Here is an 18,365-nt window from a genome sequence, read left to right as displayed (position 1 = left end):
TGTCCATCCAACCCGGTTCCTTCAATGATCAACAGCCTGCTTACCCGCGTATTTGGCAGTCGTAACGAACGACAGCTGCGCCAGCTCAACCGCATCGTCGCCAAGATCAATGCGCTGGAGCCGGAGATCGAGAAGCTGTCCGACGAGCAGCTTCAGGCCAAGACGCCGGAGTTCAAGCAGCGCATCGCTGGCGGTGAAGCCCTGGACAAGGTGCTGCCGGAAGCGTTCGCGGTGTGCCGCGAAGCCGGCCGCCGCGTGCTGGGCATGCGCCATTACGATGTGCAGCTGATCGGCGGCATGGTGCTTCACCTGGGCAAGATCGCAGAAATGCGCACCGGTGAAGGCAAGACCCTGGTGGCGACCCTGCCGGTGTACCTCAACGCGCTGGAAGGCAAGGGCGTGCACGTGGTCACCGTGAACGACTACCTGGCCCGCCGCGACGCCGCGCAGATGGGCAAGCTGTACAACTGGCTGGGCCTGAGCGTGGGCGTGGTGTACCCGGGCATGCCGCACAGCGACAAGCGCGAAGCATACGCTGCGGACATCACCTACGGCACCAACAACGAATTCGGCTTCGACTACCTGCGCGACAACATGGCGCTGTCCAAGGCCGACCGCTACCAGCGCGGCCTGCACTACGCCATCGTCGACGAAGTCGACTCCATCCTGATCGACGAAGCGCGCACCCCGCTGATCATCTCCGGTCCGGCCGATGATTCCCCGGAGCTGTACATCCGCGTCAACCGTGTCGTGCCGCACCTGGTCAAGCAGGAAGCGGAAGACGGCGAAGGCGATTTCTGGGTCGACGAGAAGGGCAAGCAGGTGCACCTGTCCGAAGCGGGCATGGAGCACGCCGAGCAGCTGCTGGTCGAGGCCGGCATCCTCGATGGCGAAACCGAAGGCCTGTACGCGGCGCAGAACCTGACCGTGGTGCACCACCTCAACGCCGCCCTGCGCGCGCACGCGATCTACCAGCGCGACGTTGACTACATCGTGCGCGACGGCGAAGTGGTCATCGTCGACGAGTTCACCGGCCGTACCCTGGCCGGCCGCCGCTGGTCCGATGGCCTGCACCAGGCGGTGGAAGCGAAGGAAGGCGTGCCGGTGCAGCGCGAGAACCAGACGCTGGCGAGCATCACCTTCCAGAACCTGTTCCGCATGTACAAGAAGCTGTCCGGCATGACCGGTACGGCCGATACCGAAGCGTTCGAGTTCCAGAGCATCTATGGCCTGGAAGTGGTGGTGATCCCGACCAACCGCCCGACCATCCGCAAGGACAGCCCGGACCAGGTGTTCCTCAACCGCAAGGGCAAGTTCAATGCGGTGCTGGCCGACATCGAAGAGTGCGCCAAGCGCGGCCAGCCGGTGCTGGTGGGTACCACCTCGATCGAAACCTCGGAAATGCTGTCCGAGCACCTGAGCAAGGCCGGCGTGAAGCACGAAGTGCTCAACGCCAAGCAGCATGACCGCGAAGCCACCATCGTCGCCAACGCCGGCCGTCCGGGCGCGGTGACCATCGCCACCAACATGGCCGGCCGTGGTACCGACATCGTGCTGGGCGGCTCGCTGGAAGCCGAGATCCACGCTCTGGGCGAGGACGCAACCGACGAGCAGAAGGCGGCGGTCAAGGCCGAATGGCAGAAGCGCCACGATGCAGTGAAGGCCGCTGGCGGCCTGCATATCGTCGGCACCGAGCGCCACGAGTCGCGTCGTATCGACAACCAGCTGCGCGGCCGTTCGGGCCGCCAGGGTGACCCGGGTTCGTCCCGTTTCTACCTGTCGCTGGAAGACAACCTGATGCGCATCTTCGCCTCCGACTGGGTGCAGAAGGCCATGCGCATGATGGGCATGAAGGAAGACGACGTCATCGAGGACCGCCTGGTCAGCCGCCAGATCGAAAAGGCGCAGCGCAAGGTCGAGGCCCACAACTTCGACATCCGCAAGAACCTGCTGGACTTCGACGACGTCAACAACGATCAGCGCAAGGTGATCTACGCCCAGCGCGACGAGCTGCTGGACGCCGAATCGGTGAAGGACAACGTCGACGGCATCCGTGACGACGTGATCTTCGACATCGTTGCGCGCTTCGTGCCGCCGAACTCGATCGACGAGCAGTGGGACCTGCGTGGCCTGGAAGCGACCCTCGAGTCGGACTTCGGCCTGCAGATGTCGCTGACCGACCTGGTCAAGGAACACGAGGAGCTGGACGCCGAGGCCATCGCCAGCAAGGTCCAGGAGCGCGTCAACCAGCACTTCGCCGAGAAGGAAGCCAGCCTGGGCGAAGAGACCATGCGCGCGCTGGAGAAGCACGTGATGCTGACCGTGCTGGACCAGAGCTGGAAGGAGCACCTGGCGCGCATGGATTACCTGCGCCAGGGCATCTACCTGCGTGGTTACGCGCAGAAGCAGCCCAAGCAGGAATACAAGAAGGAAGCCTTCGAGCTGTTCTCGGACATGCTGGAGAACGTCAAGCGCGAAGTGGTGACCCTGCTGGCCCGCGTGCGTATCCGCAGCGACGAGGAAGTGCAGGCCCTGGAGGCCGCCGAGCGCCAGCAGGCGCAGGCTCGCCTGAGCCAGTCGCAGTTCCAGCACCAGGATGCGGGCGGCTACAGTGCCGACGAGGAAGCCGCGCAGGTGCAGGCTGCCCAGCAGGGGGTGGCCACGCTGCAGCGCGACGAGCCGAAGATCGGCCGCAATGATCCGTGCCCGTGCGGCAGTGGCAAGAAGTACAAGCACTGCCACGGCCAGCTGAGCTGATCCCGAAGAGCCCCGCGAAAGCGGGGCTTTTCGTTTGTTGCGGGGGAGCTGCACCGGATCCGTGATTGCGCCGGCCGCCCTGTTCTGGGCATGCTTCCTCCATGCCTTCCCCCACCCGATCGATCCACGTCGTGGCCGCCGTCATCACCGACGCCCGTGGCCGCGTGCTGCTCAACCGCCGTACCGAGAACCGCGACATGGCCGGCCTGTGGGAGTTCCCCGGCGGCAAGCGCGAATCCGGCGAGACCTCCGAACAGGCGCTGGTGCGCGAGCTGCGCGAGGAACTGGGCATCGAGGCCGATGTCGGCGAGTGGCTGATGGACGTGCCGCAGCGCTATCCGGACAAGTATCTGACCCTGGAGGTGCGCCATGTGCGCAGCTGGAAGGGCACCCCGCGTGGCCGCGAAGGCCAGGCGATCACCTGGGTGGCGCAGGACAAGCTGGGCCGCTATTCGATGCCGCCGGCCGACCTGCCGGTGGTAGCCGCACTGCGCCAACCGGACCGCTACCTGATCACGCCGGCGCCGGCTGACGATGCCAGCGGCGTGCAGCACTGGCATGACTGCCTGCAGCGCGCGGTCGCGGCGGGCCAGCAGCGCATCCAGCTGCGCCTGCCACCGGAACACCCGCAACGGCAGGCGATGATCGAACAGGCCGTGCGCGCGCATCGTCGCGGCGTGCAGTGGCTGCTCAACCGCGATGTGGCGCTGGCACGTGCACTGGGCGTGGGCGTGCATCTGGGCAGCGAACAGCTGCTGGAGCTGTCGCAGCGTCCGCTGCCCGAAGGCCAGCTGGTGGCCGCGTCCTGCCATGACCTGCAGCAGCTGCAGGCCGCACAGCAGTTGGGCTGCGACTTCGCGGTGCTCGGCCCGGTGCAGGCCACGGCCAGCCATCCCGATGCGGTGCCGCTGGGCTGGGAGGCCTTCGCCGCGCTGCGCGCGCAGGTGTCGCTGCCGATCTACGCGTTGGGTGGGATGGCCGCCGGCCATATCGCCGAAGCCCGTCGCCATGGTGGGCAGGGTATCGCTGCGATTCGTGGGCTGTGGCCGGCGTGAGCCGGCATGCGGGGTCCGATCCCTGCGCAGCAGGGCTCTGACCCCCATCGCGGCAATCCGGGGCCGGAGCCCTTTCCGCTGGAAAGGGCTCTGACCCTCCCGATCACAACGTGATCCAGAAACACCCGTACTGCCGCCGTAACCCCAGCACCGTCGAAGCGCGCGACACGCTGCCGGGCAAGGTCTGTTCCAGGCGCAGGCCGATCGGATGCCGCGCCACAGAGGCCACAGAGTCGGATCCCTGCGCAGCAGGGCTCTGGCCCTCATCCTGCGATTGCGGCAGCGCCTGCGAGGGATACACCGGTACCACGTCTACCAGTGGCCGCCGCGCCAGCGATTCCAGTTGACCGAGGATGCGCTGCGCACCGGCATCGGAGACTGCGCCCCACAGGTATAGCGACGACAACCGGTTCACATCGTTGCTGAGGATGCCGACGCGCAGTGCGTCCACCAGCTCGCTCAGGCGACGTGGGCAGCGCGCCCCCAGGGTGTCGCGCGACAGGGTGCTGCCGGTGGGCGCGGGCGGTGGCAATCGCGATCGGGCGCCGACACTGTCGCAGGGCCGGTCGGTATACACGCTCTGGCCCTGCGCATCGGTGCAGCGGTTCAAGCGTGGGGACTGCGCATGGACCACGCTCGACGCCGAGCACAATGACAGCAGCAACAGCAGGAAAGAAAGCCGGTTCATCGACGCAGGGTAGCGCCGATCGTGGTGGCATGGCGTGCTTTCAGCCGTGCAGCAGCTTCAGCACCGACGTGGTCGGCTTGGCCAGGTTCAGGGTGTAGAAGTGCAGGCCCGGCGCGCCGCCCTCGACCAGGCGCTGGCACAGCCTGGCGACGACTTCGGTACCGAACGCCCGCACCGATTCGGCGTCATCGCCATAGGCCTGCATCTTGCGGCTGATCCAGCGCGGGATTTCCGCACCGCACTGCTCGGAGAAACGGCGCAGTTGGCTGAAGTTGGCGATCGGCATGATGCCTGGCGTGATCGGTACCTGCACGCCGAGCCGGCGCACGGCATCGACGAAGTGGAAGTACGCATCCGGGTTGTAGAAATACTGGGTGATCGCCGCGTCGGCGCCGGCATCGATCTTGGCCTTGAAGTGCTTGAGGTCGGCCAGTGCATCGGAGGCCTGTGGATGGGTCTCAGGGTAGGCGCCCACTTCGATGCGGAACGCATCGCCGTGTTCGGCGCGGATGAACTCGATCAGCTCGGCGGCGTAGCGCATGTCGCCGGGAAACCCCATGCCGGAGGGCAGGTCGCCGCGCAGCGCGACCAGGCGATGGCAGCCGATGGCGCGGTACAGCTTGAGCAGTTCGCGGATCTCCTGGCGGGTGCCGCCGACGCAGGACAGATGCGGCGCCGCCTCGAAGCCATGGTGCTGGTTGAGATGGCGCACGGTCTCGGAGGTATAGCTCAGGGTCGAGCCACCAGCGCCGAAGGTACAGGACACGTACTCGGGGCCGTAGTCCTTCAGCTTGGCTGCGGCACGATCCAGCTGGCTGCGCTGTTCGTCGGTCTTGGGCGGATAGAACTCGAAGCTGATGGCGGTCATGGTACGGGCGGCAGCGGCGGGTGCGGATCAGTATATCGCTCAATCAAGATGGATGTTGTCAATTCGTACGGGTGTGCACCGTCCGTCGCCTGCGACCGTTCGCCCCGGCGATCGGCCGCTGCTCCGAAATCGCAACCCGGGTGCCGTGGTCGGCGCCACGCTGTTCCCATCCCGGCAACACCCACCCGACGAAGGAGCAAATGATGAAGATATTCCTGGCACTCTGGTATGCAATGAAGGCCTTGGCCCGGCTGGCGATGATCGGCATGGCGATGGCCGTGCTCGGTTCCGGCTCGGCGCACGCCGCCAGCGCCCCGGCGGCGGGTAAGGTGCAGGTCGAGGTGGTCGGCAAAGGTCGCCCGCTGCTGATGATCCCCGGCCTGAACAGCAGCGCCGGGGTCTGGCGCGAGACCTGCCTGGCCCTGAAAGCTGTGCAGTGTCATCTGGTGCAGCTGCCGGGCTTTGCCGGTGCGCTTGCGGCCGATCCGCGCCCGGCCGTGTTCCTGCCGGCGATGCGCGGGCAGCTGCTGGCCTACCTGCATGACCAGCACCTGGGGCCGGTGGTGGTGGTTGGCCACAGCCTCGGTGGACTGCTGGGCCTGCAGATGGCGCAGACCGAGCCGAAGGCGGTCAGCGCGCTGGTGGTGGTTGACGCACTGCCGTTCCTGCCGGCCGCGCGTGACCCGAAGGCTACCGCTGACAGCGTGCGGCCGATGGCCGACCAGCTGCGCAAGGGCATGCTGGCCGCCGACGCTGCGCAATGGCAGGCGCAGCTGAAGGCCGGCCTGCCGGGGATGACCCGCGATCCGCAGCGGCAGGCCGAGCTGGGCCGCTGGGGCGAAGCCAGCGACCGCCAGACCACGGCCGATGCCATGCATGCGGTGATGACCACCGACCTGCGTGACAGCATCGCCTCGATCACCGCACCGACGCTGGTGCTGGGCAGCTGGGCCGGCTACCAGCCGATGGGCGGCACCGAGGACAGCACGCGCGCGGTGTTCCAGGCGCAGTACGCGAAACTGCAGGGTGTGCAGATCGCGATGAGCGCGCAGGGTTTCCACTTCCTGATGTGGGATGATCCGCGCTGGTTGCAGGAACAGGTGCAGCGTTTCCTCGCCGCGCATCCCTGACCGTTGTCCGCCCTCCTGCCATCGCCGAGAGCCCGCATGGACGCCACCACGTCATCCCGCCGCTTCTGGACGCTCAACGCACTGGCATGGGCTGGCTATGCGATGTACGGGCTGTGGGCCGGCATGCGGATCGGCGGCGGTGCGGTGTTCAGTGGCATCGTGTTGATCACCGTCAGCGTCGCGCTCTCACTCTGGTTGTGCAGCGGCGCACTGCGTTCGATTGCACTGCGCCAGCGCTGGTGGGATACGAGCCTGGCCAGCCTGGTGCTGAAGCTGGCCGCCGGTGTGGCGCTCGGGGCCAGCGTCGCTCAGGCGGTAACGGCGGCGCTGCTGCTGCCAGCACTGGCGCTGGGCTGGGTGCAGCTGCCTGGCGGCCATGCGGATTACCAGTGGTCTTCGCTGCTGGTGTACTGGATGAACACCGCGTTGTTCCTGCTGATGTGGACCGGCTTGTGGGCGGGCCTGCACGGCCTGCGGCGGGCACGCCACAGTGAGCTGGCCCGCCTGCGCGCCGAGGCCGAACGCAGCGCCCTGGAGCGCGATGCGCTGCGTGCGCGGCTCAACCCGCACTTCATGTTCAATGCGCTGAACAACCTGCGTGCGCTGATCCTGGAAGACCCGGAACGGGCCCGCGACATGGTCACCCGCTTGTCGCGCACGCTGCGCCAGGCGCTGGCGCACAACCGCAGCGAGCAGGTCACGCTGGCCGAGGAGCTGGCGGTGGTCGACGACTACCTGGCCATCGAGGCGGTCCATTTTGAACAGCGCCTGCAGGTGCGGCAGCAGATCGATGCCGATGCCATGCAGGCGCAGCTGCCGGCGATGGCGTTGCAGCTGCTGGTGGAGAACGCGATCAAGCACGGTATCGCCAGTCGCCCGGGCGGCGGCGAGGTGCAGATCCATGCCACGCTGGACAGTGACGTGCTGCGCCTGCAGGTGGACAATCCGTTGGCCAGCGTCAGCGAGCCCACCCACGGGCATGGCGTCGGCCTGGCCTACCTGCGTGCGCAGCTCGGTACGCAAGGTCGTTTCACCCTGCAGCCGGTCGGCGACCGCATGCAGGCCCTGCTGGAGATTCCGCAATGAGTGGCGTGCTGCGTGTGTTGATCGTTGATGACGCACGGCTGGCGCGCCAGGAGCTGCGCACGCTGTTGTCGGCGCTGCCGTGGGTGCAGTGCGTGGGCGAGGCCGACGATGTGCCGGCCGCGCGCGAGGCGATCGCCACGCTGGCCCCGGACCTGGTGCTGCTGGATGTGCAGATGCCCTCCGGCAGCGGTTTCGACGTGCTGGACAGCCTGGAGGTGGTGCCGGCCGTGGTCTTCGTTACTGCCTACGACACCTACGCGGTGCGCGCGTTCCAGGCCAATGCGCTGGACTACCTGGTGAAGCCGGTGGAAGCGCCGCGGTTGCTGGAGGCGTTGCAGCGGGCGCGCCAGCGCGAAGTGGTGGCGGCCGAAACGCCGGAGTCGCGCGGCACGCTGGGCGCGCAGGACCAGGTGTTCGTGCGCGAGGGCGAACGCTGCTGGTTCGTAGCGGTGTCCGAGATCCGCCGGCTGGTGGTGGATGGCAACTACACCCGGCTGTGGTTCCGCGACCAGAACGCCCTGCTGACCCGCAGCCTGAGCGCGCTGGAGGCACGCCTGCCACAGGATCTGTTCTTCCGTGCCAACCGCAACACGCTGGTCAACCTGCGCCGCATCCGCGGCGTGACGCCCAGCATCGCTGATGGTTATGACCTGGCGCTGGATGACGGCAGCGAGGTGGAGGTGTCGCGCCGGCAGGCGCGTGAACTGCGCGAGCGGATGGCGTTGTAGCTGCCGCTACAGCTCGGCACTGACGGGGCTGGTGAGGAAGCCCCACAACAACCGCGCCATCACGGCGGGCGAACGTGCCTGCTTGCGCGCATAGGCCAGCAGCGCATCCAGCCGCGGGCGGTCGTAGAGATGGCCGGCAAGCAGCACCGCGTGCACGCGGCGGGTACTGGCGGTTTCGTGCAGCGGATTGCCATCGAGCAGCACCAGATCGGCCACCTTGCCGACCTCGACGCTGCCATGCAATGCCTGCAGGTCCAGATGGCGCGCGGCCTGCAGCGTGGCTGCGCGCAGCACGTCGGCCTGGCTCAAGCCGGCCTGCCGCAGCCACTGCAGTTCATCGTGGTAGCGGAAGCCGCCCAGCCCGGTATCGGTGCCGACCAGCACGGTGACGCCCGCACGATGCGCGGTGCCGGTCAGCGCCAGCCCGTGCTCGAAGTAGGCCTTCAGTGCGTCTTCGCCGCGCAGGCCGGGGTAGCGCGCCACGGTGGCCTGCAGGTCATCACGCCATGCCCAGCGCGAGAGCGGATCCAGATAGGCCAGGCGCGGGTCGTCGACGAACGCCGGATCGCGCGCGCGTGCATCCTCTTCGCGGGTGACATGGGTTGGTACGAACGCGGCACCGCTGGCCTGCATCACACCGAACGCCTCGTTGCAGAACGCGGGCTGGTAGCCGCCGACCATGCGTTCGGCCAGCGCGGTTGGATCCTCGCTGTCGAGCGTGCCACCGCGCCACGCCGCCGCGTTGTCGAAGCAATGGCGCACGAACAGATGGCCGTGCTCGAAGCTGCGCTGGCCCGCGTGCAATGCGGCTTCCAGCGGGACCGCCCTGGGCAGGTGTCCGACCAGGGGCAGATGCAGCTGCCGCGCTTCGCTGGCCAGCCGCTGGTAGGTCTCGGCGCGAAGGCGGTTGTAGACCTTGAACGCATCGACGCCGCGTGCGCGGTACGCGTGTGCACGTGCGGCCGCTGCATCTGGCGTCAGCGCCGGGTCTTCAAAATAGAAGCTGGCGATCTGTACGAAGCGCGGTGCAACCTGCTGCCCGGCAATGGCCTGTGCGGTCCAGCGGCGCTTGTCGGCCACGCAGGCGATCAGCGGATCGGTGGCCTGTGGGCAGTCCATCATGTCGCGGGTACCGGTAATGCCGTTGGCCAGCATCAACGGAAACTGCAGTTGCGGTGACAGCTGCAGTGCATGGGTGTGCATGTCCCAGAAACCGGGCAGCAGCCAGCGTCCGCCCGCATCGAGAACCGGCAACGTGGTCTCCGGCGGGTCTTCACCGATGGCGGTGATGGTGCCGTTGCGCACGGTCACCGTGGTGGGTTCGCTGGCCTGGCCGCGGGCGATGTCCACCACGCGTGCGTTGACGATCACGTGACTGTTGCCGGGGTGGGGCAGCGGTGGTGCAGACAGCGGCCAGAGCAGGGCGGCGGTGAACAACAGGGGGGGGACCAGCAGGAGCACGGCCAGCACGCGCGGCCAGCGGCGACGACGGGCGGAGCGGGGTAGTGCATCCATGAACCGGCAATCCTTGCATGGGGTCGCCTGCAGGGTGCGCCAACACGGTTGCCTATGCCAGTGACCATCGGCATCCCGCCCTCCATGCGGCGTGGGCAGGTACTCTGTGCAGCGGATTCCCTGATCACGCCGCGCCATGTCCATCGTTCTCACCGATTTCGCCCGTCCCCGCCTGTTCCCGCGCGTACCGCGTGGCAACACGATCCAGGACTGCACTGCCGAACAGTTCGAAGCGCACCTCAACGCGCACGCGCCGATGAAGGTACTGGACGGCTATGCGCCGTTCTGCAAACTGTTCGTCTACGAGAACTGGACCAGCACGCGCTGCCTGACCGTGCCGATCACCGAGGCCAACCGCCATCTGCTGCGCAGTGGTTACGAGGCACGCAATCGCGACGAACTGCCGGTGCTGGTGCGCTGGTTCGAGGGCGTGGAGTCGCCGCGTGCGAACTATCTGGTGGTGATCCTGTACAGCGCCGAGCAGCTGGCGAAGGAAGGCTCGCCGATCGAGGCCGACTGGGGCATCGTCGGCTGTATCTATACTGCCGAGCCGGCAGAGGTGCCGATGGCGCCGATCACGATGATGCGCAATGCGCTGGGCGTGGAAGAGGGCGGTTCCGGCGTGCCGTTGGACCGCGAGGCCTACCGGCGTTCTGTCGAGTTCTGGGAGAGCAACGCGAACTGGCGGCCGTGAGCGATATTGGTCATCCACGCATCGCGTGAGTGTACGGACCGCAGTAGAGCCACGCCATGCTTGGCTGCCTGGCCTTCAGGCAGCTTTCCATTCCCACCACGGGTAGTGGTACTCGCGGTCGATGGCCTGCCAATGCTGGCCGCAGTGCATGCAGGCAACGTTGTGGCAATCGCCCCAACCATCCTCGGCCTCCTGCAACGCGAGCAGCTGCATCTGCCCTTGTTCGATCAAGCGGCGCGGATCGAAGAACGGGTAGCCGGGATTGAGCGCGCACAGGCAGCCTGCGTGCGCCTGCCAGTGACGCAGCCGTTTCAGGGCCGCCTCCAGATGCGCCTGGTTGCTGATCAGCATGCCGCCGAGGGTGATGCTGTGGCAGCTACGTTCAATCAGGTCCACATGCGCGGCCAATGCGTCCAGCGACGGTGCACTGAACAGTCGTGCGACGATGCGGGCGGCGTCGGTGATGCGCGTCGCGTCGCGCGACAGCAGGTCCTGCAGCAGCACATCGGCCTGCGCGTCTTCCAGCCTGGGCGGCGGCGCCGCAGACCACGGCCAGCGCATCAGCGTGCCTTGCCGATGGCAGCGTAGTGGCCGGCGGTCAGGCGCAGCAGGTCGGCCGGCGCCAGTTCCACTTCCATGCCACGGCGGCCGGCGCTGACGTGCAGCGTGGGCAACACCTGCGCGCTGGCATCCAGGAACGTGCGCAGGCGCTTCTTCTGCCCCAGCGGGCTGATGCCGCCGACCAGGTAGCCGGTCGCACGCTGCGCGGCGTCGGCGGCGGCCATCTCGCACTTCTTGCAGCCGGCCGCTTCGGCCAGCGCTTTCAGGTCCAGGTGGCCGGCCACCGGCACGATCGCCACCAGCAGTTCATGTGCTTCAGTGCTGGCCAGCAGGGTCTTGAAGACCTGGGCCGGGTCGAGGCCGAGCTTGTCGACGGCTTCGCCGCCATACGATTCGGCGTGGGCGTCGTGCACATAGCTGCGCACGGTGTGGGCGATCTTCTCGCGCTTGAGCAGGTTGATGGCCGGAGTCATGGGCGCATCCTAGCGCGGGACAGGGGCGTTGCCTTGACCGAGACTCGCGCCTCAATGCAGAACGGGCGCCCAAGGGCGCCCGTCCCGGCTGCGATCGGCTGCATCCAGCATCAGCGCGACATCGATTGCTGCGTCTGTATCTGTTCCTGGGTCTGCCGCTGTGACAGCTCGTTGTCCAGCGCCTGGCTCTGCCGCGTGCTGTCCTGCAGGTTCTGGTTCACCGCCTGCGACAGGTCGACGTAGGTGCGGTGCATGGCGGGATCGCCGAGCTGGCCCTGCACCGCGAACACGCCCTGGTTGTCCGGCCGCGCCAGCACGGTATCGACCTGGCTCATGCCGGCCAACTTTGACTCGTAAGCCACCTGGCCTGCGGCGTTCTCGAGCTGGCTGCGGTCATTGAACAGCGGCGACAGGCCGCCCTGGCGACGCTGTTCTTCCAGTGCCTCCAGCTTTTCCACGACCTGCTGGTAGCGGGGGTGGTCGGCGTGGCCCGGGGTGGCCATGGTCGGCTCGGCCGCCGTGCGCTCCTGCTCGGCCGCCTGTGCATGCTGCTGGGTGGCCGCCTCCAGCGCCCCCAGGGTTGCGCCGCCGGCCTTGCCGTCAACGGTGAGCTGGTGGTCACGCTGGAACTGCTTGACCGCTTCCACGGTGCCGGGGCCGAAATCGCCATCGGCCACCAGCGGCTTGCCGTCCTTGCCCAGGTAGCCCAGGTCGGACAGCTTTTGCTGCATGGCCTGCACCTCATCGCCCTTGCTGCCGCTGACCAGCACGCCGTTGCCCGCAGGCGTGACAGGTGACCCGTGCGAGGGAGCATGGGTGGGGGTGATGCCGATCTGGACCATGGCCCGGTCGAAGCGCTCATCGCGGCTGGCTACGGCGGCCTGCGACTGGATGCCGTATTTGGTGGCATCGACGAAGTTCTGCACGTCGCCGCGCGTCGGCGGATTGCCGGCCTGGACGGTGCCGCCCTGCAGCTTTTCCGCATTGCCGGCCAGATAGCTGATGAACTGCGGGCCCATGCTGCCGAACTGGTTGTCATAGTCCGCCATGGCCAACTGCAACTCCGGGTTGGCGGCGATGGCATCGGCCGCGGCCGGATTGGTTGCACGCACCTTGGCGATGGCCTGATCGACACGCTCGATGGCGCTGTCCAGCTTGGCGTTGGTGAGCTCGTCCATCCTGGCCTGCGGAATGGCCTGCAACTTGGCGTCGAGCGCCGCCAGCTGCTGGGTGCTTAATCCGCCCTGCTGGGACAACAGTGCGATGTCGCCATCGGTGAAGCCGTTGTCGCGCAGGAAGCGCCTGGCCTGCGGATTGCCGCCGACATCGAACTGCACCAGCCCGAACGAATAGGTGCTTGCGCCTTTCTGTGCGTATGAGAAGTGGTCCAGGTGGCGGGTGTTGCCGCCCAGCTCGGTGTTGAGGAACAGCGTGGACAGCTGTTCGCGCGTAAGGGTGGAATCCGTTGCCATGGTCATCGTCCTTCAATGAGGGTAAAGCGCCGGGCGTGCCCGGCGATTGTCAGCCGGCGCAGTGCTGCTGGGTGAAGCCGAGGAGCTGGCGGATGGCCTGGGTGCCGTAAGCAGCCGGCGCCGGTTCGAGGGCGAACTGGCCAACCATCTGGTTGCTGCACAGCTGCACGTTGCGCCTGCCGGCGGAGGTCTCCTGGGTGCAGTTGGCTGCGAGCAGGGCGTTGGGGCCGCCGCCCATGTTCGTGGCGGCCGTGCAGCCCAGCAGGCGGCCTTCCTGGCCGTTCTCACCCAGCAGCGTGTTGAAGTTCGCCAGCTGGCTGTTGGGATCGCGCAGCACCAGCAGGTCCACGCATTGCTGCTGGCCGTCAGGGGCTTCGCATGCATCCTGGTCGACCAGGCCGTCACGCGTAGCGGACAGCACCTTGAGGCGATCGGCGTACACCTGCTGCAGGCACTGCGCATCGGTGCACAGGTCGCGGGTGTGCTCCTGCCAGCGCTGCTGTTCGGCGTGCAGCTTGCTCTGCCCTGCTGCATCGAGTGTGGCCTGTGCGGCAGTGACCGCCTTGCCCACGTCCGCATCCAGGCCGGTCAGGGTCGGGTCCTTGCAGACCAGGGTCTGTGCCGGCGACGCTGCATCGGCGCAGCCAGCGCTCGTGTCGGCGACCGTGGCGGGCGCGTCGGCGGCCTTGCCTGCGGGGCTGGCCTGTCCGCTGGCCGCAGCCGGAGCCGTAGCGCCGGCTTCGCCGGCAGGTGGGGTGCAGGCGGCCAGCAGGGCCACCCAGCACAGGGGCATCAGGGGCTTCATGGCCCGGTTCAGTCGTTCACGGTTGCGCGGCATGTCCTGTCCTTTGGTGTCTGCGTCCCGGCGCATGGCCTGCCGTTGGCAGCCCACGCGGGCGTAAAGCCTAGCAAGCGACTTCTTAGTGCTCCGTGACAGGGTGCGCGGATCGGTTGCCGGGTGCCGCAACGCAGAACGGGCGCCCGAAGGCGCCCGTCCTGTCTGCATCCGTTGCCGGGGTCAGAGCCCTTTCATGCGGAAAGGGATCCGACCCCGCATGCGCCGGTAGTGCCGGCCGCTGGCCGGCACCGCGCAGGCATCAGTAGCGGTAGTGGTCCGGCTTGAACGGGCCTTCCACCGGCACGCCGATGTAGTCGGCCTGCTCTTGGGTCAGGGTGGTCAGCTTCACGCCGATCTTTTCCAGGTGCAGGCGGGCCACTTCTTCGTCCAGCTTCTTCGGCAGCAGGTAGACCTTCTTCTCGTAGCTGTCCTTGTTCGCCCACAGGTCGATCTGGGCCAAAGTCTGGTTGGCGAAGCTGTTGGACATCACGAAGCTCGGGTGGCCGGTGGCGCAGCCCAGGTTCACCAGGCGGCCTTCGGCCAGCAGGAAGATCGCGTTGCCGTTCGGGAAGATGTACTTGTCCACCTGCGGCTTGATGTTGACATGCTTGATGCCCGGGTAGGACACCAGTGCGTCGACCTGGATCTCGTTGTCGAAGTGGCCGATGTTGCAGACGATGGCCTGGTCCTTCATCGCGCTCAGGTGTTCGATGCGGATGATGTCGCGGTTGCCGGTGGTGGTGACATACAGGTCGGCACGGCCCAGGGTCGACTCGATGGTGTTGACTTCATAGCCTTCCATCGCCGCCTGCAGCGCGCAGATCGGGTCGATCTCGGTGACGATCACGCGCGCGCCGTAGGCACGCAGCGAGGCCGCGCAGCCCTTGCCGACGTCGCCGTAGCCGCAGACCACGGCCACCTTGCCGGCCAGCATCACGTCCATCGCGCGCTTCAGGCCGTCGGCCAGCGACTCGCGGCAGCCGTACAGGTTGTCGAACTTGCTCTTGGTGACCGAGTCGTTGACGTTGATCGCCGGGATCAGCAGGGTGCCGGCCTGGGCCAGCTGGTACAGGCGGTGCACGCCGGTGGTGGTCTCTTCGGAGACGCCCTTCCAGTCCTTGACCACGCGGCCCCAGTAACCCGGGCGCTCCTTGGCCACGCGCTTGAGCAGGTTCTTGATGACCTGTTCTTCGTGCGAGGCAGAGGGGGTGTTGACCCAGTCGCTGCCGTTTTCCAGTTCGTAGCCCTTGTGGATCAGCAGGGTCACGTCACCGCCGTCGTCGACCACCAGTTCCGGGCCGGTCAGGGTGCCGTCGGCCAGGGTGAAGGTCAGCGCGTCCAGGGTGCAGTCCCAGTACTCTTCCAGGGTCTCGCCCTTCCAGGCGAACACCGGGGTGCCGGTGGCGGCGATGGCGGCAGCCGCGTGGTCCTGGGTCGAGAAGATGTTGCACGAGGCCCAGCGCACATCGGCGCCGATGTCCTTCAGGGTCTCGATCAGCACCGCGGTCTGGATGGTCATGTGCAGCGAGCCGGTCACGCGCACGCCCTTCAGCGGCAGTTCGGCCTGGTACTTGCGGCGGATCGACATCAGGCCCGGCATTTCGTGCTCGGCGATGTCCAGTTCCTTGCGGCCCCAGTCGGCCAGCGTGATATCGCGGATCTTGTAATCACCTTCGGTGGAGAAGGTCTTGGCAACAGCGTTCATTCGTGTGCTCCGGTTGTGGGCGAGCGGATGCTCGCATCTAGCCGGGCGCCGTTGTTACAAAGCCACCTTACCGAGCCTGGCCAGGCCTCGTGGGATCCGGTCGCAGCGCCCCTCGGCAGGGGAGAACCCCCATTATATCGCGGCCCCAGCGTGACATCGGCATGACCCAACCATCGGCAGATGGGGCCACGTGCACGGCCTGTTAAGGTCGGTGTTTTCACGCATCACACAGGTGGAACGATGAGCATGCACGCGCGCCGCACACGGCGCTGGACCGGCCTGGTCCTGTCGATGGGGCTGCTGGCGGTGGCCCCGCTGGCCTGGGCGGCCGCCTCGCAGCCCGTTGCCGCGCAGGCGCAGGGCGTCAATGGCTACGAACTGCCATCGGCCGCACTGCAGGCGGTGGTCGACGCCCCGCGCGCGCCGTCGCTGTTCCTGTCGCCGCGCCGCGACGTGGCCGCGATGATGCAGATGCCGTCGCTGCCGTCGATCCAGGTGGTGGCGCAGCCGGAACTGAAGCTGGCCGGCCTGCGCATCAACCCGCGCACGTTCTCCGACAGCCGCTTCAGCTTCGGCGAGAAGCTGTGGCTGATGAACGTTGCCGACGGCAAGGAGCGGCAGATCAGTGGCCTGCCGGCCACGCTGTCGATCGCCAGTGTGATGTGGTCGCCGGACCAGAAGTGGCTGGCGTTCAACCAGGTCGATGCCGCCAGTGGCGCCAATGAACTGTGGCTGGTGGATGTGGCCGGTGGCAGTGCCCGTCGCCTGGTTGCCGGCCTGAACACGGTGATCGGCAGCGGCTACCAGTGGCTGCCGGACAGCCGCGGGCTGGTGGTGTTCACCCGCCCGGCCAACCTGGGGCCAGCCCCGGCCGCCGACGGCGTCCCGACCGGCCCTGCCGTGCAGCAGACCCGCCAGGGCGGCGGCGTGGTGTCGATCCGCACCTACCAGGACCTGCTGAAGAACGAAGCCGACGCTCGCCAGTTCGATTACTACGCTACTACCCAGCCGATGGAAGTCGGCCTGGATGGCAGTACCCGCGCGATCGGTGCGGCCGGCATCTTCATGGGCTTCTCGGTGTCGCCTGACGGCCGCTTCGTGCTGCGCCAGCCGGTGCAGCGTCCGTACTCCTACGTGGTGCCGGTAAGCAGTTTTCCGCGCCGCATTGAAGTGATCGACCGTGCCACCGGCAAGCTGGTGCATACCGTGGCGGTGCGCCCGCTGGTGGAAGGCCTGCCGACCGGCAACGACGCCGAAGTGACCGGCGTGCGCGACATCAGCTGGCGCGGTGATGCCGATGCCACCCTGGTCTGGGCCGAAGCGCAGGACGGTGGTGATCCGAACCGGGAGGCCAAGGTGCGCGATGCGGTGCTGATGCAGGCCGCGCCGTTCGACAAGCCGCCGGTGACCCTGGCCCAGCTCGGCAGCCGTCTGGTGGGTATCAACTGGGGCCGTGGCGACCTGGCCCTGCTGACCGAGTCGTGGTGGAAGACGCGCAAGACCAGGACTTGGCTGATCGCCCCGGATAACGCCGGTGCCGAGCCGCGCCTGCTGTGGGATCGTGACGCGCAGGACCGCTATTCCGATCCGGGCCGTCCGCTGTTGTCCAGCGACGACCGCGGGCGCTCGCTGCTGCAGACCACCGCCGATGGCAGCAGCCTGTACCTGGCCGGTGCCGGTGCATCGCCGGAGGGCGACCGCCCGTTCGTGGACCGCTTCGACATCGCCACGGGCAAGGCGACGCGCCTGTTCCATTCGCAGGCGCCGAGCTATTCGCTGCCGGTGGCATTGCTGGACAACCAGGGCAATTCGCTGCTGCTGAGCCGCGAGAGCCCGGACGAACCGGCCAACTTCTACGTGCAGCCGCTGGCCGATGCCGGTGCCGCACCGCGCGCGCTGACCCATTTCGCCCATCCGCTCCCACAGCTCAAGGGCGTGCAGAAGGAGCAGATCCGCTACAAGCGCAAGGATGGCATCGACCTGACCGCGACCCTGCTGCTGCCGCCGGGTTACGACCCGAAGCGGGACGGCCCGCGGCCGCTGCTGATGTGGGCCTACCCGGGTGAGTTCAAGAGCGCGGCTGCGGCCAGCCAGGTGACCGATTCGCCGTATCGCTTCAATGCGGTCAGCTACTGGGGCCCGCAGGCGTTCCTGGCCAAGGGCTATGTGGTGCTGGCCAGCCCGTCGATGCCGATCATTGGCGAGGGCGACAAGGAGCCGAACGACACCTATATCGAACAGCTGGTGGCCAACGCGCAGGCAGCGGTGGATGAGGTGGTGCGCCGTGGCGTGACCGATCGCGAGCACATCGCCATCGGTGGCCACTCCTACGGTGCATTCATGACCGCCAACCTGCTGGCGCACACCCGCCTGTTCAAGGCCGGCATCGCGCGCAGCGGTGCCTACAACCGCACGCTCACCCCGTTCGGTTTCCAGGCCGAGGAGCGCAACTACTGGCAGGCGCAGGACGTCTACCAGAAGATGGCGCCGTTCAATTACGCCGACAGGATCAAGGATCCGATCCTGTTCATCCACGGCGTGGACGACAACAACTCCGGCACCTTCCCGATCCAGAGCGAGCGCATGTTCGCCGCGGTGAAGGGCCTGGGTGGTACTGCGCGGCTGGTGATGCTGCCGAACGAATCGCATGCCTACCGCGCACGCGAATCGATCATGACCATGCTGGCCGAGAGCGAGCGCTGGCTGGAGCAGACCATCGGCCCGGCCGAGCAGGGCAAGGCGAAGAAGAAGCGCTGATACCTGCATGAGGGCGGCCCCTGCAACAGGGGCCGCCT

15 protein-coding genes and 1 riboswitch are annotated in these 18,365 nt (G+C 67.3%); of the genes, 7 read left to right on the top strand and 8 right to left on the bottom strand.

Annotated features, from left to right (window positions below; genetic code table 11):
- The first annotated feature begins 24 nt into the window (after nucleotides 1-24).
- Together secA and AB839_RS04040 are read left to right on the top strand one after the other, a co-directional pair.
- Nucleotides 25-2,757 (top strand): preprotein translocase subunit SecA, encoded by a 2,733-nt coding sequence (secA, locus tag AB839_RS04045; RefSeq protein ID WP_061478388.1) that lies wholly within the window; start codon nucleotides 25-27, stop codon nucleotides 2,755-2,757.
- A gap of 101 nt (nucleotides 2,758-2,858) precedes the next feature.
- Entirely contained in the window at nucleotides 2,859-3,812 is a 954-nt protein-coding gene (locus tag AB839_RS04040) for a Nudix family hydrolase (protein ID WP_061478387.1), read from the top strand.
- A gap of 103 nt (nucleotides 3,813-3,915) precedes the next feature.
- Here AB839_RS04040 and AB839_RS04035 read toward each other — a convergent pair whose 3' ends face one another.
- Both AB839_RS04035 and metF read right to left on the bottom strand, forming a co-directional pair.
- Nucleotides 3,916-4,500 (bottom strand): DUF4124 domain-containing protein, encoded by a 585-nt coding sequence (locus AB839_RS04035; RefSeq protein WP_061478386.1) that lies wholly within the window; start codon nucleotides 4,498-4,500, stop codon nucleotides 3,916-3,918.
- 40 nt (nucleotides 4,501-4,540) lie between these two features.
- Nucleotides 4,541-5,368, bottom strand: a complete 828-nt coding sequence (gene metF, locus AB839_RS04030) for a methylenetetrahydrofolate reductase [NAD(P)H] (RefSeq protein ID WP_005415304.1) — start codon at nucleotides 5,366-5,368, stop codon at nucleotides 4,541-4,543.
- Between the two features lie 203 nt (nucleotides 5,369-5,571).
- Between metF and AB839_RS04025 the strand changes: the two genes are divergently transcribed.
- Genes AB839_RS04025 through AB839_RS04015 form a run of 3 tightly spaced genes read left to right on the top strand, consistent with a single transcriptional unit; the run spans nucleotide 5,572 to nucleotide 8,312 of the window.
- Nucleotides 5,572-6,498 carry an alpha/beta hydrolase gene (locus tag AB839_RS04025; RefSeq protein ID WP_061478385.1) on the top strand — a complete coding sequence of 309 codons (927 nt, stop codon included), beginning with the start codon at nucleotides 5,572-5,574 and terminating at the stop codon, nucleotides 6,496-6,498.
- 36 nt (nucleotides 6,499-6,534) lie between these two features.
- On the top strand, nucleotides 6,535-7,584 hold the full coding sequence (locus tag AB839_RS04020; RefSeq protein WP_061478384.1) for a histidine kinase: 1,050 nt from the start codon (nucleotides 6,535-6,537) through the stop codon (nucleotides 7,582-7,584).
- On the top strand, nucleotides 7,581-8,312 hold the full coding sequence (locus tag AB839_RS04015; protein ID WP_061478383.1) for a LytTR family DNA-binding domain-containing protein: 732 nt from the start codon (nucleotides 7,581-7,583) through the stop codon (nucleotides 8,310-8,312). Before AB839_RS04020 ends, AB839_RS04015 begins: the two co-directional genes overlap by 4 nt.
- A gap of 6 nt (nucleotides 8,313-8,318) precedes the next feature.
- On the opposite strand, the gene AB839_RS04010 is transcribed toward AB839_RS04015, so the two are convergent.
- A complete protein-coding gene (locus tag AB839_RS04010) occupies nucleotides 8,319-9,827 on the bottom strand; it encodes an amidohydrolase family protein (RefSeq protein ID WP_061478382.1) in 1,509 nt (502 codons plus the stop codon).
- A gap of 136 nt (nucleotides 9,828-9,963) precedes the next feature.
- Between AB839_RS04010 and AB839_RS04005 the strand changes: the two genes are divergently transcribed.
- Nucleotides 9,964-10,521 (top strand): DUF3228 family protein, encoded by a 558-nt coding sequence (locus AB839_RS04005; protein ID WP_005415306.1) that lies wholly within the window; start codon nucleotides 9,964-9,966, stop codon nucleotides 10,519-10,521.
- Between the two features lie 75 nt (nucleotides 10,522-10,596).
- On the opposite strand, the gene AB839_RS04000 is transcribed toward AB839_RS04005, so the two are convergent.
- The 5 genes from AB839_RS04000 to ahcY all read right to left on the bottom strand — a co-directional run bounded on the left by AB839_RS04000 (nucleotide 10,597) and on the right by ahcY (nucleotide 15,570).
- On the bottom strand, nucleotides 10,597-11,082 hold the full coding sequence (locus AB839_RS04000) for a hypothetical protein (RefSeq protein WP_061478381.1): 486 nt from the start codon (nucleotides 11,080-11,082) through the stop codon (nucleotides 10,597-10,599).
- Nucleotides 11,082-11,555, bottom strand: a complete 474-nt coding sequence (gene ybaK, locus AB839_RS03995; RefSeq protein ID WP_061478380.1) for a Cys-tRNA(Pro) deacylase — start codon at nucleotides 11,553-11,555, stop codon at nucleotides 11,082-11,084. The genes AB839_RS04000 and ybaK overlap by 1 nt, the downstream gene beginning before the upstream one ends.
- Before the next feature lie 110 nt (nucleotides 11,556-11,665).
- A complete protein-coding gene (locus AB839_RS03990) occupies nucleotides 11,666-13,027 on the bottom strand; it encodes a peptidoglycan-binding domain-containing protein (protein WP_241776744.1) in 1,362 nt (453 codons plus the stop codon).
- A gap of 49 nt (nucleotides 13,028-13,076) precedes the next feature.
- Complete coding sequence (locus tag AB839_RS03985; RefSeq protein ID WP_229298511.1) at nucleotides 13,077-13,832, bottom strand: hypothetical protein; 756 nt, start codon at nucleotides 13,830-13,832, stop codon at nucleotides 13,077-13,079.
- A 292-nt stretch (nucleotides 13,833-14,124) separates the two neighbouring features.
- The gene (gene ahcY / locus AB839_RS03980) at nucleotides 14,125-15,570 is read right to left on the bottom strand and encodes an adenosylhomocysteinase (RefSeq protein WP_061478377.1); all 1,446 of its coding nucleotides are present in this window, start codon (nucleotides 15,568-15,570) and stop codon (nucleotides 14,125-14,127) included.
- 36 nt (nucleotides 15,571-15,606) lie between these two features.
- Nucleotides 15,607-15,690, bottom strand: a riboswitch (S-adenosyl-L-homocysteine riboswitch).
- 120 nt (nucleotides 15,691-15,810) lie between these two features.
- Here ahcY and AB839_RS03975 point away from each other — a divergent pair.
- A complete protein-coding gene (locus AB839_RS03975; RefSeq protein WP_061478376.1) occupies nucleotides 15,811-18,327 on the top strand; it encodes a prolyl oligopeptidase family serine peptidase in 2,517 nt (838 codons plus the stop codon).
- The last annotated feature ends 38 nt before the right edge of the window (nucleotides 18,328-18,365 follow it).

Origin of the sequence: Stenotrophomonas sp. DDT-1 (genome assembly GCF_001580555.1) — a bacterium.
In the GTDB taxonomy this organism is placed as follows: Bacteria; Pseudomonadota; Gammaproteobacteria; order Xanthomonadales; family Xanthomonadaceae; genus Stenotrophomonas; species Stenotrophomonas sepilia.
This window is presented reverse-complemented; position numbering and strand designations above follow the sequence as displayed.

Bases quoted from the DNA above. Each gene is read 5' to 3' on its own strand.
- AB839_RS04010 (WP_061478382.1), bottom strand. From the start codon at position 9,827: ATGGATGCACTACCCCGCTCCGCCCGTCGTCGCCGCTGGCCGCGCGTG.
- AB839_RS04040 (WP_061478387.1), top strand. From the start codon at position 2,859: ATGCCTTCCCCCACCCGATCGATCCACGTCGTGGCCGCCGTCATCACC.
- ahcY (WP_061478377.1), bottom strand. From the start codon at position 15,570: ATGAACGCTGTTGCCAAGACCTTCTCCACCGAAGGTGATTACAAGATC.
- secA (WP_061478388.1), top strand. From the start codon at position 25: ATGATCAACAGCCTGCTTACCCGCGTATTTGGCAGTCGTAACGAACGA.
- metF (WP_005415304.1), bottom strand. From the start codon at position 5,368: ATGACCGCCATCAGCTTCGAGTTCTATCCGCCCAAGACCGACGAACAG.
- ybaK (WP_061478380.1), bottom strand. From the start codon at position 11,555: ATGACTCCGGCCATCAACCTGCTCAAGCGCGAGAAGATCGCCCACACC.
- AB839_RS03985 (WP_229298511.1), bottom strand. From the start codon at position 13,832: ATGAAGCCCCTGATGCCCCTGTGCTGGGTGGCCCTGCTGGCCGCCTGC.
- AB839_RS04035 (WP_061478386.1), bottom strand. From the start codon at position 4,500: ATGAACCGGCTTTCTTTCCTGCTGTTGCTGCTGTCATTGTGCTCGGCG.
- AB839_RS04000 (WP_061478381.1), bottom strand. From the start codon at position 11,082: ATGCGCTGGCCGTGGTCTGCGGCGCCGCCGCCCAGGCTGGAAGACGCG.
- AB839_RS04015 (WP_061478383.1), top strand. From the start codon at position 7,581: ATGAGTGGCGTGCTGCGTGTGTTGATCGTTGATGACGCACGGCTGGCG.
- AB839_RS03975 (WP_061478376.1), top strand. From the start codon at position 15,811: ATGAGCATGCACGCGCGCCGCACACGGCGCTGGACCGGCCTGGTCCTG.
- AB839_RS03990 (WP_241776744.1), bottom strand. From the start codon at position 13,027: ATGGCAACGGATTCCACCCTTACGCGCGAACAGCTGTCCACGCTGTTC.
- AB839_RS04005 (WP_005415306.1), top strand. From the start codon at position 9,964: ATGTCCATCGTTCTCACCGATTTCGCCCGTCCCCGCCTGTTCCCGCGC.
- AB839_RS04025 (WP_061478385.1), top strand. From the start codon at position 5,572: ATGAAGATATTCCTGGCACTCTGGTATGCAATGAAGGCCTTGGCCCGG.
- AB839_RS04020 (WP_061478384.1), top strand. From the start codon at position 6,535: ATGGACGCCACCACGTCATCCCGCCGCTTCTGGACGCTCAACGCACTG.